Source organism: Streptomyces sp. NPDC058401 (assembly GCF_042722885.1).
GTDB lineage: Bacteria > Actinomycetota > Actinomycetes > Streptomycetales > Streptomycetaceae > Streptomyces.
In genome coordinates, this window is record NZ_JBHXKA010000006.1 from 106,898 (window position 1) to 123,122 (window position 16,225).

The 16,225-nt window shown below is 70.7% G+C and carries 16 protein-coding genes; 6 read left to right on the forward strand and 10 right to left on the reverse strand.

What is annotated here, in order from left to right; genetic code table 11:
• On the reverse strand, positions 1-843 hold the full coding sequence (locus tag ACFWNV_RS03945; RefSeq protein WP_383940065.1) for a M24 family metallopeptidase: 843 nt from the start codon (positions 841-843) through the stop codon (positions 1-3).
• 254 nt (positions 844-1,097) lie between these two features.
• Between ACFWNV_RS03945 and ACFWNV_RS03950 the strand changes: the two genes are divergently transcribed.
• The 5 genes from ACFWNV_RS03950 to ACFWNV_RS03970 all read left to right on the forward strand — a co-directional run bounded on the left by ACFWNV_RS03950 (position 1,098) and on the right by ACFWNV_RS03970 (position 5,408).
• A complete protein-coding gene (locus ACFWNV_RS03950) occupies positions 1,098-2,135 on the forward strand; it encodes an ABC transporter ATP-binding protein (protein ID WP_383940068.1) in 1,038 nt (345 codons plus the stop codon).
• Positions 2,125-3,012 carry an ABC transporter permease subunit gene (locus ACFWNV_RS03955; protein WP_383940070.1) on the forward strand — a complete coding sequence of 296 codons (888 nt, stop codon included), beginning with the start codon at positions 2,125-2,127 and terminating at the stop codon, positions 3,010-3,012. The genes ACFWNV_RS03950 and ACFWNV_RS03955 overlap by 11 nt, the downstream gene beginning before the upstream one ends.
• Positions 3,009-3,920, forward strand: coding sequence for an ABC transporter ATP-binding protein (locus tag ACFWNV_RS03960; RefSeq protein ID WP_383940073.1), 912 nt, complete (start codon positions 3,009-3,011; stop codon positions 3,918-3,920). Before ACFWNV_RS03955 ends, ACFWNV_RS03960 begins: the two co-directional genes overlap by 4 nt.
• A gap of 14 nt (positions 3,921-3,934) precedes the next feature.
• Entirely contained in the window at positions 3,935-4,654 is a 720-nt protein-coding gene (locus tag ACFWNV_RS03965; RefSeq protein WP_383940077.1) for an ABC transporter permease, read from the forward strand.
• A 112-nt stretch (positions 4,655-4,766) separates the two neighbouring features.
• On the forward strand, positions 4,767-5,408 hold the full coding sequence (locus ACFWNV_RS03970) for a rhomboid-like protein (protein ID WP_383940080.1): 642 nt from the start codon (positions 4,767-4,769) through the stop codon (positions 5,406-5,408).
• A 141-nt stretch (positions 5,409-5,549) separates the two neighbouring features.
• Here the strand turns inward: ACFWNV_RS03970 and ACFWNV_RS03975 are convergent, their stop codons facing one another.
• From ACFWNV_RS03975 to ACFWNV_RS04015, 9 genes are all read right to left on the reverse strand, one after another.
• Complete coding sequence (locus tag ACFWNV_RS03975) at positions 5,550-6,362, reverse strand: HAD family hydrolase (RefSeq protein WP_383940083.1); 813 nt, start codon at positions 6,360-6,362, stop codon at positions 5,550-5,552.
• The gene (gene serS, locus ACFWNV_RS03980; RefSeq protein WP_383940085.1) at positions 6,359-7,636 is read right to left on the reverse strand and encodes a serine--tRNA ligase; all 1,278 of its coding nucleotides are present in this window, start codon (positions 7,634-7,636) and stop codon (positions 6,359-6,361) included. Before serS ends, ACFWNV_RS03975 begins: the two co-directional genes overlap by 4 nt.
• 527 nt (positions 7,637-8,163) lie before the next feature.
• On the reverse strand, positions 8,164-9,099 hold the full coding sequence (gene pheA, locus ACFWNV_RS03985) for a prephenate dehydratase (RefSeq protein ID WP_383940088.1): 936 nt from the start codon (positions 9,097-9,099) through the stop codon (positions 8,164-8,166).
• 42 nt (positions 9,100-9,141) lie between these two features.
• A complete protein-coding gene (efeB, locus tag ACFWNV_RS03990) occupies positions 9,142-10,458 on the reverse strand; it encodes an iron uptake transporter deferrochelatase/peroxidase subunit (protein ID WP_383940090.1) in 1,317 nt (438 codons plus the stop codon).
• Positions 10,459-10,463: 5 nt separating this feature from the next.
• Positions 10,464-12,479 carry a copper resistance CopC/CopD family protein gene (locus tag ACFWNV_RS03995; protein WP_383940093.1) on the reverse strand — a complete coding sequence of 672 codons (2,016 nt, stop codon included), beginning with the start codon at positions 12,477-12,479 and terminating at the stop codon, positions 10,464-10,466.
• 22 nt (positions 12,480-12,501) lie between these two features.
• Positions 12,502-12,999, reverse strand: a complete 498-nt coding sequence (locus ACFWNV_RS04000) for a copper chaperone PCu(A)C (RefSeq protein WP_383940096.1) — start codon at positions 12,997-12,999, stop codon at positions 12,502-12,504.
• Positions 12,996-13,649, reverse strand: a complete 654-nt coding sequence (locus tag ACFWNV_RS04005) for an SCO family protein (protein WP_383940099.1) — start codon at positions 13,647-13,649, stop codon at positions 12,996-12,998. Before ACFWNV_RS04005 ends, ACFWNV_RS04000 begins: the two co-directional genes overlap by 4 nt.
• Before the next feature lie 104 nt (positions 13,650-13,753).
• Positions 13,754-14,482 carry a YcnI family protein gene (locus ACFWNV_RS04010; RefSeq protein ID WP_383940102.1) on the reverse strand — a complete coding sequence of 243 codons (729 nt, stop codon included), beginning with the start codon at positions 14,480-14,482 and terminating at the stop codon, positions 13,754-13,756.
• A gap of 110 nt (positions 14,483-14,592) precedes the next feature.
• Positions 14,593-15,399: a hypothetical protein gene (locus ACFWNV_RS04015; protein WP_383940105.1), complete on the reverse strand. Its 807-nt coding sequence runs from the start codon at positions 15,397-15,399 to the stop codon at positions 14,593-14,595.
• 190 nt (positions 15,400-15,589) lie between these two features.
• Between ACFWNV_RS04015 and ACFWNV_RS04020 the strand changes: the two genes are divergently transcribed.
• On the forward strand, positions 15,590-16,153 hold the full coding sequence (locus ACFWNV_RS04020) for an ATP-binding protein (protein WP_383940108.1): 564 nt from the start codon (positions 15,590-15,592) through the stop codon (positions 16,151-16,153).
• Positions 16,154-16,225 lie beyond the last annotated feature (72 nt).

The window sequence follows — 16,225 nt, forward strand, 5'->3', positions numbered from 1 at the left end:
TCATGCCGCCTTCTCCTCAGCCCAGCGCCGCACGTGCGGCAGATCGTCGTCCAGCCAGTACGCGCTCTCCTCGGGGTCCCGGGAGTCGGTGACGACCAGGATCTCCTCGAACTTCGCGCCGGTGCCCCGGAAACCCAGGTGCGGCTCCACCGCCCACAGGCCGGGCTGGGGCGGATGGTCGGAGAAGCGGTACGGGCTCCACAGCGGGGACCAGCCCTCGCGGTGGCCGCGCAGCGCGTCGGAGGCCAGCCCCTTCAGGGCCTGGGTGCCGAAACCGAACGCGGTCGGTGCCCAGCTCCGCTCCTTGACCCGGTCTATCTTGTGCGCGATGACGCCGAAGGGGTAGGCCCGGTGCCGGTTGGTGTACCCCTGGCCGATCATCAGCCGCTCCACCTCCTCGTAGATGTCGCGAAGGGAGCGGCGCTCGCGGACCTGGTCGAGGATCAGCGTGCGGTGCGCCTGCAGATCCGACATCAGCCGGTCCTGCACCGGATTGAGGCCGAGGCTGCCCGAGTACCCGATGTCCGCGGTGTGGCCCTTGTAGACCGGGGCCATGTCGAGGATGAACGGCATCCCCGGCTCCAGGGCCCGGTTCGTCGGGAAGAACTGCAGGGGGATCTTGAAGCCGGTGAAGGCGGTCCGGTCTCCGAACCACGCGAACGGCATGTGGAACCAGTCCCGCACCCCGCGCTCGCGCAGCCAGTCGCGCTGCATCCGCGCGGCTTCGCGCTCGGTCACGCCGGGGCGCAGCTGCGCCGCGACGGCCTCCGCGCACTCGTAGGAGAGGCGCTGCACTTCCTTGAACCCGCGCAGCTCGGCGGAGAGCTCCGTGGTGCGTCGCATCGTGCGTTGCCTGGTGTCCCCAGCCATGCCAGCCGTCCGTCCATGTAGCCGTACGCGCCCGTAACTTGACACTGATGAATGTGACAATGACCGGAGGTCACGTCAAGGCCCGTGCACGGACCTGTGGACAAACTTGTCCGGTACGCATCAGCCCTACGTCAGCCTTATGTCGGGGTCCGTAGTCCTGAAGGCGGAGAAAGGATCGAGCTCCAGGTCTGACGATCCCGGCCCGGCACGCCACTAACGTCGTTCACGTGACTGTCATCGCGACCGAAAGCCTGAGCAAGCGGTACCCCCGAGTGACCGCCCTCGACCGGCTCTCCTTGGACATCGGACCCGGAGTTACCGGGCTCGTGGGCGCCAACGGAGCCGGCAAGTCCACGCTGATCAAGATCCTGCTGGGACTGTCCCCCGCCACTGAGGGCACCGCCGCCGTGCTCGGACTCGACGTAGCCACCCATGGCAGCGCGATCCGCGAGCGCGTCGGCTACATGCCCGAACACGACTGCCTGCCCCCCGACGTCTCGGCCACCGAGTTCGTCGTGCACATGGCGCGCATGTCCGGGCTCCCGCCGACCGCCGCCCGTGAGCGCACCGCGGACACTCTGCGCCACGTGGGGCTGTACGAGGAGCGCTACCGCCCCATCGGCGGCTACTCCACGGGCATGAAGCAGCGCGTCAAACTCGCCCAGGCGCTGGTCCACGACCCGCAACTGGTGCTCCTCGACGAGCCCACCAACGGCCTCGACCCGGTCGGCCGCGACGAGATGCTGGGCCTGATCCGCCGCGTCTACACCGACTTCGGCATCTCGGTCCTCGTCACCTCCCACCTCCTCGGCGAGCTGGAGCGGACCTGCGACCACGTCGTGGTCGTCGACGGCGGCAAGCTGCTGCGCTCCAGCTCCACCAGCGACTTCACCCAGACCACCACGACCCTCGCGGTCGAGGTCACCGACTCCGACGACCACCCGGACGGCACCGCCGCCCTGCGCAAGGCGCTCGCCGAGGCGGGACTGACCCTGCACGCGGGCGAGGAGGAGGGCCTGCCCGGAGCCGGCCACATCCTCCTCGTCGAGGCCACCGGCGAGGCCACGTACGACACCGTCCGCGACACGGTGGCCGATCTCGGCATCGGGCTGGTCCGCATGGAACAGCGCCGCCACCACATCGCCGAGGTCTTCCGCGACAGCGACGCGGCCGCCGCCCGCGCCGAGCAGTCCGCAGCACAGTCCGCCCAGGCCGCCGCCTGGGCCGCCACCCAGCAGAAGGGAGCCGGTTCCGATGGCGCCTGACACCTCGACCCAGATCCACAACATCGGCTACCGGTCCTACGACGGCCCCCGGCTCGGCCGCTCCTACGCCCGCAAGTCGCTCTTCGCGCAGTCCCTGCGCGGCGCCTACGGACTCGGCCGCTCGGCCAAGTCCAAGGTGCTGCCGATGCTGCTCTTCGCGGTGATGTGCGTCCCCGCGCTGATCCTCGTCGCGGTCGCGATCACCGTGCCCGGCTCCACCTCCCTGCCGATCAAGTACACGACGTACGCGATGACCACCCAGGTGATCGTCTACCTCTACCTCGCTTCGCAGGCACCGCAGTCCGTCTCGCGGGACCTGCGCTTCAAGACGGTGCCGCTCTACTTCTCGCGGCCCATCGAGCGGGTCGACTACGTCGTGGCCAAGTTCGCGGCCATGGCCTCGGCCCTGTTCATCCTCACGGCGGCCCCGCTGCTGATCATGTGGATCGGCTCGCTCCTGGCGAAGTTCGACTTCGCCGACCAGACCAAGGGATTCGGACAGGCACTGGTGTCGGTACTGCTGCTGTCGCTGCTCTTCTCCGGCCTCGGCCTGGTCATGGCCGCGCTCACCCCGCGCCGCGGCTTCGGCGTCGCCGCCATCATCGCCGTGCTCCTGATCCCCTACGGCGCCGTGTCCGCCGTCCAGGCCATCGCCTACGAGACCGGCTCGACCGGTGGCATCGAGTGGCTGGGCCTGTTCTCCCCGATGAGCCTCATCGACGGCCTGCAGACCGCCTTCCTCGGCGCCGACTCGGGCTTCCCCGGCAGCGAGGGCCCCTCGGGCGCCGTCGGCTTCGTCTACCTGCTCGTCATCCTCGGCCTCATCGCCGGCTCCTACGCCGCCCTGATGGCCCGCTACCGGAAGGCCGGGCTGTGAGCATCATCGACATCGACCACACCTCCCGCTGGTTCGGGAACGTCGTCGCCGTCAACGACGTGACCATGCGCATCGGTCCCGGAGTCACCGGTCTGCTCGGCCCCAACGGCGCCGGCAAGTCCACCCTCATCAACATGATGGGCGGCTTCCTCGCCCCCTCCACGGGCACCGTCACCCTCGACGGCACCCCGATCTGGCAGAACGAGCAGGTCTACAAGCAGATCGGCGTCGTGCCCGAGCGCGAGGCCATGTACGACTTCCTCACCGGCAAGGAGTTCGTCGTCGCCAACGCCGAACTCCACGGCCTCGACGAGGCGGCCGCCCAGCGGGCCCTGGCCACGGTCGAGATGGAGTACGCGCAGGACCGCAAGATCTCCACGTACTCCAAGGGCATGCGCCAGCGCGTGAAGATGGCCTCCGCCCTGGTCCACGACCCGTCCGTGTTGCTGCTCGACGAGCCGTTCAACGGCATGGACCCGCGCCAGCGCATGCAGCTCATGGAGCTGCTGCGGCGGATGGGCGACGCCGGCCGCACCGTGCTGTTCTCCTCGCACATCCTGGAGGAGGTCGAACAGCTCGCCTCCCACATCGAGGTGGTCGTCGCCGGCCGGCACGCCGCCTCCGGCGACTTCCGCAAGATCCGCCGCCTGATGACGGACCGCCCGCACCGCTACCTCGTCCGCTCCTCCGACGACCGGGCCCTCGCCGCGGCCCTGATCGCCGACCCGTCCACCGCCGGGATCGAGGTGGACCTCAAGGAAGGCGCCCTGCGCATCCAGGCCGTCGACTTCGGGCGCTTCACCCAGCTGCTGCCGCGGGTCGCCCGCGAGCACGGCATCCGGCTGCTGACGGTCTCGCCTTCCGACGAGTCCCTCGAGTCGGTCTTCTCCTACCTCGTCGCGGCCTGAAGGAGCTGGCACCCATGTACAACCCCACCGTCGCCCGGCTCACCTACCGGGCCCTGCTCGGCCGCCGCCGCGCGCTGATCCTCTGCGCGCTGCCCGTCCTGCTCATCGCCATCTCCATCGCCGTGCGCGCCTTCGCGGGCCTCGACGACAAGGTCGCCGCAGATCTCCTCGGCGGCTTCGCCCTGGCCACGATGGTCCCGCTGATCGGCGTCATCGCCGGCACCGGCGCCATCGGCCCGGAGATCGACGACGGCTCGATCGTCTACCTGCTCTCGAAGCCGGTGAAGCGCCCGACGATCATCCTCACGAAGCTGACCGTCGCGATCGCCGTCACCATGGTCTTCTCCGCGATCCCCACCCTGATCGCCGGCTTCATCCTCAACGGCAACGGGCAGCAGATCGCCGTCGCCTACACCGTCGCCGCCCTCGTCGCCTCGGTCGCCTACAGCGCGCTGTTCCTGCTGCTGGGCACCGTCAGCCGGCACGCGGTCGTCTTCGGCCTGGTCTACGCCCTGATCTGGGAGTCGCTCTTCGGCAGCCTCGTCGACGGTGCGAAGACCCTCAGCGTCCAGCAGTGGTCGCTGGCCCTCGCCCAGAAGGTCGCGGGCGAGGGGTACGTGGACGCCACCGTCGGGCTGCCCACCGCGGTGATCCTGCTCGTCGCGGTCACCGTCGGCGCCACCTTCTACGCCGGCCAGAAGCTCCGCCGCCTGACCCTGGCGGGCGAGGAGTAGGACGTCCGCACCGGCGTCCCAGGGGCGACGGCCCCGGATGTTTCACGTGAAACAGTGCCCCGCCCGGCCCACCGGCCAGGCGGGGCACAGCTTTGCGCGAGATCATCGGTGCATGATCGAGTACACCGAGCCCGAGCCGTCCAGGCCAGTGCGGTCCTGGATACGCTCCGCGCCCGGCACCCACATCTGGCTGCTGATCATCGTGGTCACCAGCATCGTGGTCGTGATCGTGCCCGATCATCTCGAACACGTCCTGCTCCGCCGCAACAGCAGCAACATCCACGAGCTCGCCCGGCATCCCATACGGGCGCTGCTCAGCAGCGCGTTCTGGATCGAGGATCCGGCCTCGCTCCCGCTCTACTTCGTCCTCTTCGAGATCTTCCAGGCCAATGTCGAGCGCTGGCTCGGCACCCTGCGCTGGCTCTTCATCATCGCGACCGGCCACATCACGGCCACGCTGATCAGCCAGAAGCTGGTCCTGATGGCCATCCAGGACCACCGCGCCCCGCGCAGCATGGTCCACGTCGTCGACATCGGCGTCAGCTACGGACTCGCGAGCGCCATCGGGGTGCTGACGTACCGCCTGCCCGGCCCCTGGCGCTGGCTCTACCTGGCCGGGGTCCTGGCCTTCTTCGGACTCCCGCTCCTCAGCGACGGCACCTTCACCGACTTCGGCCATGCCATCGCACTCGGTGTCGGCCTCCTCGCCTGGCCCCTGACCCGGCACCCGAACCGGCACCGGATTCCCGGCTGACGCAGGGAAATTCACTGGTACGAGGCGTGCGGCGGGGGCAGAGTGAGCCGTGCGGGGAGAAACAAGAAGGTCCGGAACAGCCACTTCGAGCGCGCCTCGCGGCGCGGGCCGTTCCGGACCTTCCGTTCGTCTTCCGCCCCGTTACGCGGCGCCCAGCAGACGCTCCAGGACCACGGCGATGCCGTCCTCCTCGTTGGAGGTGGTGACCTCGTCCGCCACCGCCTTGAGCTCCGCGTGCGCGTTGGCCATCGCCACGCCGTGCGCGGCCCAGCCGAACATCGGTATGTCGTTGGGCATGTCGCCGAAGGCGATCGTCTCGGCCGCCTTCACCCCCAGCCGGCGCGCGGCCAGCGAGAGGCCGGTGGCCTTGCTCAGTCCCAGTGGCAGGATCTCCACGACACCGGGACCGGCCATGACGATGCCGACCAGGCTGCCCACGGTCTCCCGGGCCACCTGGACGAGGGCGTCCTCGTCCAGCTCGGGGTGCTGGATGTACAGCTTGTTCAGCGGAGCCGACCAGACCTCGGCGGTGTCCTCCAGGTAGAGCGCGGGAAGGCCCTCCTGGACCTGGTAGCCGGGGCCGAAGAGCACCTCGCCCTCGACTCCGTCCCGGCTGGCGGCGATCGCCAGCGGACCGACCTCGGCCTCGATCTTCTCCAGCGCCAGCGCGGCCAGCTTCCGGTCGAGGGTCACCGAGGTCAGCAGCCGGTGCGCGCCCGCGTCGTAGACCTGAGCGCCCTGTCCGCAGACGGCGATGCCCTGGTAGCCGAGGTCGTCGAGGACGTGGCGGGTCCACGGCACGGCGCGGCCGGTGACGATGATGTGCGCTGCGCCCGCGGCGGTGGCCGCGAGGAGCGCCTCACGGGTGCGCTCCGAGACGGTGTCGTCGCCGCGGAGCAGCGTCCCGTCGAGGTCGGTCGCGACGAGCTTGTACGGGAACGGGGCCGTGCTCACTTGGTGATCGGCTCCAGGACTTCCCGACCGCCCAGGTAGGGCCGGAGCACCGGGGGAACCCGGACCGTGCCGTCGGCCTGCTGGTGGTTCTCCAGGATCGCGACGATCGTGCGCGGGACCGCGCACAGCGTTCCGTTCAGGGTGGACAGCGGAGCGGTCTTCTTGCCGTCGCGGTAGCGGATCGACAGGCGGCGCGCCTGGAAACCGTCACAGTTCGAGGCGGAGGTCAGCTCGCGGTACTTGCCCTGGGTGGGGATCCACGCCTCGCAGTCGAACTTGCGGGAGGCGGAGGCGCCCAGGTCGCCGGTGGCGACGTCGATGACCTGGAACGGCAGCTCCAGGCTGGTCAGCCACTGCTTCTCCCAGTCCAGGAGGCGCTGGTGCTCGGCCTCGGCCTCCTCCGGCGCGACGTACGAGAACATCTCGACCTTGTCGAACTGGTGGACGCGGAAGATGCCGCGGGTGTCCTTGCCGTACGTGCCGGCCTCGCGGCGGAAGCACGGGGAGAAACCGGCGTAGCGCAGCGGCAGCTTGTCCGCGTCGATGATCTCGTCCATGTGGTACGCGGCGAGCGGGACCTCGGAGGTGCCGACCAGGTAGAGGTCGTCGTTCTCCAGGTGGTACACGTTCTCCGCGGCCTGGCCGAGGAATCCGGTGCCCTCCATGGCGCGCGGACGGACCAGCGCGGGGGTGAGCATCGGGGTGAAGCCGGCCTCGGTGGCCTGTGCGATGGCCGCGTTGACGAGCGCGAGCTCCAGCAGGGCGCCGATGCCGGTGAGGTAGTAGAAGCGCGAGCCGGAGACCTTGGCGCCGCGCTCGACGTCGATGGCGCCCAGGGACTCGCCGAGCTCCAGGTGGTCCTTGGGCTCGAAGCCCTCGGCGCCGAAGTCGCGGATGGTGCCGTGCGTCTCCAGGACGACGAAGTCCTCCTCGCCGCCGACGGGCACGTCCGTGTGGACGACGTTGCCGAGTCGCAGGAGCAGCTGCTTGGCGGCTTCGTCCGCTTCGTTCTGCTCGGCCTCGGCGGCCTTGACGTCCTGCTTGAGCTGATCGGCCTTCTTCAGCAGCTCGGCCCGCTCCTCCGGAGAGGCCTTGGGGATGAGCTTGCCGAGCGACTTCTGCTCGTTGCGGAGTTCGTCGAATCGCATGCCGGAGGACCTGCGGCGCTCGTCGGCGGAGAGGAGTGCGTCGACGAGGGCGACGTCCTCTCCACGGGCGCGCTGCGAGGCGCGGACACGGTCAGGGTCTTCACGGAGCAGCCGGAGGTCAATCACCCCTCCAGGCTACCGGGCCGGGGTTCAGGGGATCGCACCGATATCACGCTGCGTGTCGCTTTGTCCCAATTGCCGCGAATGGAAAACTTCCGGCGGGAGGCTGGAAGCGGCCCTTCCGCAGGGGCCGATAAAACCGGCCCCATTCCCTGAAAAGGGGCAGAACGGTGGTGGCCGGGCAGCCCCTGAGCAGGAGGGGAGGGGCTTCCTTGTCCACAGGAATTCCCCAGGCGACCGGCTTATCCACAGGCTGTGCGCCGGATCTGTGGACACAGGAATAGATCAATCCCGGCTGGGGAGCGAGCGGGCTCAATCAGGGTTCAAACCACCCTCACACACTCATTCGGGTGGGAATGACTCGCCCCAAAGAGTTGATCGGTGATACAGGGGTGACGGCGTTCACCTCCCGCTCGTCAGCGCGAAACCTGTGCCGCCCGACCGATTTGTCGACCTTGTCGTGTTGCTCTGTCGACTTGTCCCCAGGTTCACACCGAACCCTGTGGATAACTCTGTGGACAGTGGACAGAGCGTTAGGGGCGCCCGTCGAGGCAACGTGTCAGCCAGTCCGAGGCCGCGGTGAAGTCGCCGTCGGAGGTACCGGCCCGGGCGGCTTGGACGTCACCCTGAGCGACACCGGCGCGCGGGTAGGAGCCTAGGAACCGGATCTGGGGACAGGTGCGCTTGAGACCCATGAGGGCCTCCCCGACCCGGCGGTCGGAGATGTGGCCCTCGGCGTCGACGGCGAAGCAGTAGTTGCCGATCCCCGCACCGGTCGGACGGGACTGGATCAGCATCAGGTTCACCCCGCGGACGGCGAACTCCTGGAGCAGCTCCAGCAGCGCACCGGGGCGGTCGTCGCCCATCCACAGCACGACGGAGGTCTTGTCGGCCCCGGTCGGCGCGGCCGGGCGGGCCGGACGCCCGACGAGCACGAAGCGGGTCTCCGCGTTCTGCGCGTCGTGGATCTCGGTGACCAGCGGGACCAGCCCGTAGGTGGCGGCCGCGAACTCGCCCGCGAAGGCGGCGTCGAAGCGGCCCTCCTGGACGAGCCGGGCACCGTCGGCATTGGACGCCGCCGATTCCCACAGGGCGTCGGGCAGGTTCGACCGCAGCCAGTTGCGGACCTGCGGCTGGGCGACCGGGTGCCCGGTGACGGTCTTGACGTCCGACAGCTTGGTCCCGGGCCGCACCAGCAGCGCGAACGCGATGGGGAGCAGCACCTCGCGGTAGATCATCAGCGGTACGCCGGCCGCCAGCTCGTCCAGGGTCGAGGTGACCCCGCCCTCCACCGAGTTCTCGATCGGGACCAGGGCCGCCGCGGCCTCGCCGTTGCGCACGGCGTCCAGGGCTGCCGGGACCGAAACCATCGGGACGAGCTCCCGGGTCGCGGCTTCGGGGAGGGTGCGAAGGGCGGCTTCGGTGAACGTGCCTTCGGGACCGAGATAGGTGAAGCGGGTGGCCGACATGCGATCAGCCTAATGCCGGGGCCCGGACGCCACCTGGGCTGTTCACCCTTCGAGCAGCCGTTGCCCCACGTACTCCCCGGCACGTGCACCGGGCGGCACCGCGTACAGGCCGCTCGACTCGTGCCGGATGAAATCCGACAGGGCGTCGCCGCGATCGAGCTTGCGCTGGACGGGCACGAAACCGCGGGACGGGTCGGCCTGCCAGCAGATGAAGAGCAGCCCGGCGTCGGGGGTTCCGTCGGCGGCGATCCCGTCGTGGAAGGAGAAGGGACGCCGGAGCATGGCGGCTCCGCCGTTCTGCGCGGGTGCCGAGATCCGGGCGTGCGCATTGGAAGGGATCACCGGCTTGCCGTCGGCGCCGATCTTGTCGAGGTCCATGGCGGTGGTCTCGCCGCCTCCGGTCAGCGGGGCGCCGGTGGCCTTCGTACGCCCGATGACCTGCTCCTGCTGGGCCGGCGACTGCTCGTCCCAGTGGTCGAGGAGCATGCGGATACGGCGTACGACGGCGTACGAGCCCCCGACCATCCAGGCGTGCTCCGGGGGCACGGTGCCCTGGACGAAGATCCGCCGGTCGAAGTCGGCCTCGGCCGGCTTCGGGTTGTTGGTCCCATCCACCTGGCCCATGAGGTTGCGGGCCGTCATCGGGGAGGCGGTGGCGCCGGGAGAGCGGTTGAAACCGTTCATCTGCCAGCGCGGCCGGGCCGCCTCACCGGCGTCCTTCTGCAGCGCGCGCAGCGCGTGGAAGGCGACCAGGGCGTCGTCGGAGCCGATCTGGACCCACAGATCGCCGTTGCTGCGCTGGGCGTCGAGCCGGTCGGCGGAGAAGTCCGGCAGCGGGTCGAGGGCGGCGGGGCGGCGTGCGGCGAGCCCGGTGCGCTCGAAGAAGGAGTGGCCGAAGCCGAAGGTCACCGTGAGCGAGGAGGGGCCGGAGCCGAGGGCGATGCCGGTGTCGGCGACCGGCGAGGTCTCGCCCGCCGTCAGCCGCCGCGCGGTGTCCGACCAGCGCCGCATCAGGGCGGCTGCCTCGGTGCGCCCGGCTCCGGGCGCCAGGTCGAAGGCGAGCACGTGCCCCTTGGCCTGGAGGGGGGTGGTGATGCCGGCCTGGTGATCCCCGTGGAAGTCGACCCGGGTGGCCCCGAGGCTGCCGGGGGTGCCGCCGGAGCCCGGCGTCTGCGACCCGGACGCCTCGGACTGTACGAGGGCGCCGCCCGCGGCGCCGAGCGCGAGCCCGACGGCGCCCGCGGCGCCGACCGTGCCCAGCAGGCGGCGCCGGGAGATCTCGACGCCGGGGAGTCCGGTGCTGCTCTCGGCGCTCGCAGTGCTCTTGGTGCTGGTCGTGGGGTCGCTGTTCTGGGTCACGCTGGTCAGCCGATCTTCACGTTCTTCTGGACGGTCGTCTGGTCGATGTCGGAGGTGCGGACGATCACGTCGATCCGCCAGTCCCCGGTCAGCGGAAGCTGGACGCCCGATGCGGTCCAGTGTCCGGGAGCGGCGCGCTCGGGCATGACCGGAAGGGGGCCGATCTCCTTGGCTTCCAAGGTGAACGACACCTTGAGCTCGGGCAGGTCGAGCGGCTTCCCGTCGGGGGTCTCGGCCCACACGTGGAGCGTGTTCGCGCCGACGCGGCCCGGATCCAGCTGGAGCCGTACGGAGCCCTTGCCGTTCTCGCCGCCGGTGTCGAAGGGCAGCGTGACCTTGACCGCCCGGTCGGGAACGGCGGTGGCGGTGGACCCGCGGCCGGCCTCCAGCTCCGCGGCCCGGCCGGGCTCGGTGCTGGTGAGGATGGTGGTGACGGCCAGCAGCACCACGGCGACACCGGCCTCGGCCAGGACGGACCGGCGCAGACCGGTCCGGTCCGGGTCGGCGTCGCGCACCTGCTTCTCCCGCGCGGTGCGCCGGGCGGCGCCCTGGCGCGCGAGCTGCGCGGCGCGCCGGGGGTCGGAGGCCACGGCCTCGGAGGTGTCGGGGAGGGCCTCGGCGGCCGGGGAGACGCTCACGGACGATGTTTCACGTGAAACATCGGTGACCTCGACCTCGGCCTCTGCCTTGCCCTCCGCCTGGCCACCCACCAGCCGCGAGGTCCACTTCCGCGAGGTGTAGGCGATGGCCACGACGACGGAGACGAGGCCGATCTTGACGAGCAGCAGCCGGCCGTAGTCGGTTCCGGTCAGCGCGGACCAACTGCCGACCTGGCGCCAGGCCTGGTAGGTGCCGGTGCAGGCCAGGACGACAACGCTGGTGAAGGCGACGGTGGAGAAGCGCCGGATGGCCGAGCGCTCGATCCCGGGGACCTTGTGGAGCGCGACGAGCAGTGCGGTGAGTCCGCCGAGCCACGTGGCGACGGCGAGCAGGTGCACGATGTCGACGGGCATGGCCAGGGCGGGCTGGATCCCGGTGGAGGCGTGCTCGGACAGCGCCCAGGTGGCGGCGATGCCCGCGGCGACGACGGTTCCGCCGATGCCGAGCCCGAAGACGAGGTCGCTCTCCCCCTTGGCGTCCTCCTCGGAGGCGGCGGAGTCAGCCGCGCTACCGGACCCGTCCGCCCCGTCCGGGGTGTGGCGCCGGGCGTAGGACCCGAACAGGACGGTGATGAACAGTGCGGCGGCGCCGAGGAGGAGCAGCCGCGAGACGAGCGAGGCCCCGGACTTGGTCTCCAGGACGGCCTTCAGCCCGGCCAGGTCGAAGGCGTCGGCGAAGTTTCCCGACCCGGTGTACGGGTTGCGGAGCAGCAGCATCACCAGGGTGGCCACGGTGAGCGCGACCCAGGCCCGTACGACCAGCCGCTGCATCGGCCGCTGCGCGGCGCCCCGGCGCCAGCACAGGAGGATGAAGGCGGCGGCGCCGACGAGCACGGCGAACCCGGCGTAGGCCACGTAGCGCGCGATGCCGTAGGCGACGGCGACGGGCCCGTCGCCCGCCGTCCGTGAGGGCAGCGAGACGGCGGTCTCGGAGGGGGCTCCGATGGAGAAGGTGAAGGCGCCGGACACCGGATGGCTGTCCGCGGATATGGCCTGCCAGGCGACGGTGAAGGTGCCGTCCGGCAGTCCCGGGCGCAGGGCGGTGCCGTAGCGGATGATGCTCCCGCTGCAGAGGTCGCGCAGTTCACCGGTGTCGACGCGCTTGCCCTGCGGGTCCAGGACGCGGATGGAGTCGCCGTTCATGGCGACCCCCTCCGAGAAGGAGAGCGTGATCTGGGCGGGCGCCGTGGCGACCACCGCCCCGTCCGTGGGGTCGCTCGCGGTCAGCGCGGCGTGTGCCGAGGCCGGCGCGGCAGCGGCGAAGAAGGCTGCCAGCAGAGCGGCGAGGACCAGCGTGAGCCGCGGCAGGAGTGCCGTGGCGCGGACGCGGGCCGTGGATGGGGTCGGGGCGGTGGCCGTCATGGCGTGTCAGTCCCTCGGTCCGTCAGTGGGAGGAGCCATTGGTGGATGTCGGAGCCTTGTACGTCCGCTCCTTGACGTCCAGCTCGACCTTGACCGGGCCGGACTTCTCGAAGCGCAGTTCGACGGTGACCTTGTCGCCGACCTTGGGGGTGTTCTTGAGCCCCATGAACATGATGTGGTTGCCGCCGCGCTCCAGCTTCAGCTCGCCGTTCGCGGGCACGTCCATGGACTGCACCTGCTGCATCTTCTGATCCTTGGTCTCGTGGACCTGCAGATCGTCGGAGAGCGGGCTCGTGGCGCCCGTCAGCTTGTCGGCCGTCTTGGAGCCGTTCTTGATGACCATGAACGCGCCGGCCATCTGGTCGTTCACGGGCTCCGGCATGTAGCCGCCGCTGACCGTCAGCTTCGGGGCGTCACCCGAAGCGGAAGCGGACCCGGAATCGGAGGAGCAGCCGGATATGGCGAGCGCGGCCGTCAGGGAGAGGGCGGCTGCGAGGGTGCGGGTGGTGCGGGCGTTCACGGGTTCTCTCCCTTGACGACCTTCGGCAGGTCCTTGGTGTAGTCATCGACGGTGGTGCTCTCGCCGTAGAGGAGGTATCCCTCGTCGGTCTTGGGCGAGAAGGCGATGACCTGGGCGCCGTGCATGGAGACCACGTTGCCGTTGGCGTCCTTCGTGGGGGCCTCGATACCGATGCCGAGCGTGCGTGCGGCCGCCTGGATGGTGGCGAAGTCGCCGGTCAGCCCGGTGAAGGCCGGGTCCAGGCCCTGGAGCCACGAGCGGAGGGACTCGGGAGTGTCCCGTTCCGGGTCGGTGGTGATGAAGACGACCTGGAGCTTGTCCTGGTCGGCCTTGGGGAGTGCCTTCTTGGCGACGGCGAGGTTGCTCATCGTCAGGGGGCACACGTCGGGGCAGTGGGTGTAGCCGAAGTAGATGAGCGTCGGCTTGCCCTTGGTCTGCTCGCGCAGGTTCCACGGCTTGCCGGTGGTGTCCGTCAGGACGACGTCCGGCTTGTCGAAGGGGCGGTCGAGCACGGTGGCGGACCCGGCTTTCGCCTGGTTCTCGCTGATCTGGGTGACCTGGCCGTTCTTGGCCGGTTCACCACCGCAGGCGGTGAGGGTGAGGGCGGCCGCCGCCACGAGGGCGGCGAGCGTCACACGTGTGGTGCGCATGGGAATGTCCCTGAGATCGGGGGTGGTACGGGTGGATCCGCGAGCCCGGCCGGCCCGGAAGGCCGGCCGGCTGCGCAGGATCGTCAGGTAGGGCGGTCGGGCGGTCAGGAGGTGCGACGGCGCGAGGCGACACCGAAGGCCACACCGCCGAGCCCGATGACGATGCCGGCGATGCCGAGGGCCCGCGCGGTCGTGTCGGATCCGCTCTTGGCGGCGGCCTCGTCGTGGCCGTCCTTGTGGTCGGCGTCGGAGTTCTTCGCCTCGTCCGCGGGCTTCTTGGCCGCGTCGTCGTGGTGGTCGGCGCCGGCGGCGGTCAGCTTCAGGACGGGCGCCGGGGTCTGCGGTTCGGCGGCGCCTTCCTTGGACTCCTCGATCCAGCGGACGACCTCGCCGTTGTCGTAGGTCTGGATCGCCTTGAAGACCATCTGGTCGGCGTTCTCGGGCAGCTTGCCGACGGAGACCGGGAACTGCTGGAACTTGCCGGCCTCGATCTTGCCGCCGGACCAGGTCACCTTGGTGACCACCTCGTTGACCTGCTTGCCGTGCACGGTGAGCGGCTTGTCGAGCTTGGTCTTCTCGACCGTGGACGTCCAGCCGGGAATGTCCTGCGGCATGACGGACGTGAGCGGCTGGTCCACGGGGAAGTTGACCTCGAGCTGCGTGGTCGCGGCGTTGTCGCGCTCGTTGGGGACCTTGAAGTTGAGCGTCGCGTAGCCGCCCTTGGCAGCCTCCCCGACGGGCTGCACGCCGACGTGGGCGAAGGCGGTACCGGAGAGGAGGAGGACGGAACCGGCGGCGAGGGCGGCGGCGAAGGAGACGCGAGAGGTCTTCATGGCAGAAACACTCCACGGAAGCTGTGGTGACGGTGGCTCCGCGCGCGGCGCGCACGGAGTTCGCGGCACCGGTGCTCCCGTCATGAGTCCCGGGGAGGAGAGGTGCCGCTTCAGGCTGCGAGGGCGAATGCCGTGGGCGGCCCGCGCCTGATCACCGTGTGCTGGAGTGCGTCCCGGCCCGTGGACAGGGCGGGGCCGGTCCCGTCGCCCGCTGCCCGCGGGGTACGGGCGGGCCGGCCCGGAAGACCGGCGCCGAGGGCGCGTACGTAGGCCAGCGCGGCCCGCAGCGGGCGCACCGGACCGGCTCCGGCGGAGAGCCTGGACAGTTCGAGGAGGCGGAACAGCGCGGCGTCGCCGCGCCCGAGCAGCCAGCCGGCGGCGAGCGCGGCCAGCAGGTGTCCGATCAGCATGGCCGGGCTGAGCAGCCCCACCAGTCCGCCGGTCGGCTCCACCAGCCCCTGCCCCATGTGGGCGTGGGCCATGTGCCCCTGCGTTCCGGCCATGAGGTCGGGGTCCAGTCCGGCGCTCTCCACGATCCGCCGGGCGTCCGCCGGGTGGATCGGGACGGAGTTGCCCCCGCAGACCAGCTGGGCGGCCAGCGCCGCGAGCGAGGTCTCCGAGGAGGTACCGCTGCCCGCCGGGGCGTTGTGCTGGCCGAGGCCGAACAGGGTGTGCAGCGCGAGCTGTCCGCCCGCGAGTGCGGCGGCGATGCCGGGCAGCGAGCGGCGGCGTCCCGCGAGCGGGGCCGCCACCGCGAAGACGGCGAGGAACCCGGCGCAGAGGGACCACCAGGGCACCGTCGCGCAGGAGGCCAGTGCGTGCCCGGCCGCGGACAGCACGACACAGACCGCGGTGAACACCGCGGCCCGGATCAGCCTGAGGCCGGGTCCGGCCTGCGTCGCGTGGGGGGCAGTCATGGCCGGGCCATCATCGCACTGGCCTTAGGCGCCGCATACGGCAGGTGCGACAGCCGGTTTGCATTCCCGCGCACGGATGCCCGGCGTGCGTCCGCATACACCGCCGCCCGGGAGAGCCGCATCGGCCGAACGAGGGCTCTGTCGGCCTTCAGGCGCTTAGCCCCGGCCCCGGGCGGCAATAGGTAACCGTATGAGCATCTGGTGGTCTCTCCACTTGAGGCGCGAAGCAGCGAGTGTGCCCCTCGCGAGGCGACTGCTGTTGGGGACGATGGAGACCGCGGGGGTGGACCCGGACATCTCCTTCGACCTGTCGGTGGCGCTGAGCGAGGCGTGCGCGAACGCGGTGGAGCACGGCGGCCGCGAGGCCGTCCCGCGCTCGGGGCACACGGGCGGCACAGCCGCGGGCGACACAGCCTCGTACGGCACAGCCTCGGGCGACACAGCCTCGTACGGCACAGCCTCGGGCGACACAGCCCCCGGCGGCGGAAGCCCGGACGGGACCGGGGCGTACCACGTCACGGCGTACCTGGACGGGGACCGCTGCCGCATCGAGGTGAGCGACTCGGGTCCCGGGTTCCCGCCCGCGACCGTGGCCCGCCGCAGACCGTCCCTGGCCGAGCACGGCCGCGGCCTGCACCTGATCGAGGAGCTCGCGGACCACGTCCGCTTCCGCAACCGGCCGGGCCGGGGCGCCGTGGTCAGCTTCGACAAGATGCTGAAGTGGCGGGACGACTCCCTGCTGAAGGTGTCGTAGACGCGGCGAGTGGCGGCCCCCCCGGGGGGGGGCGCCCCACAGCCCCGACGAAACGGGGGGGGAGCCCGAGAT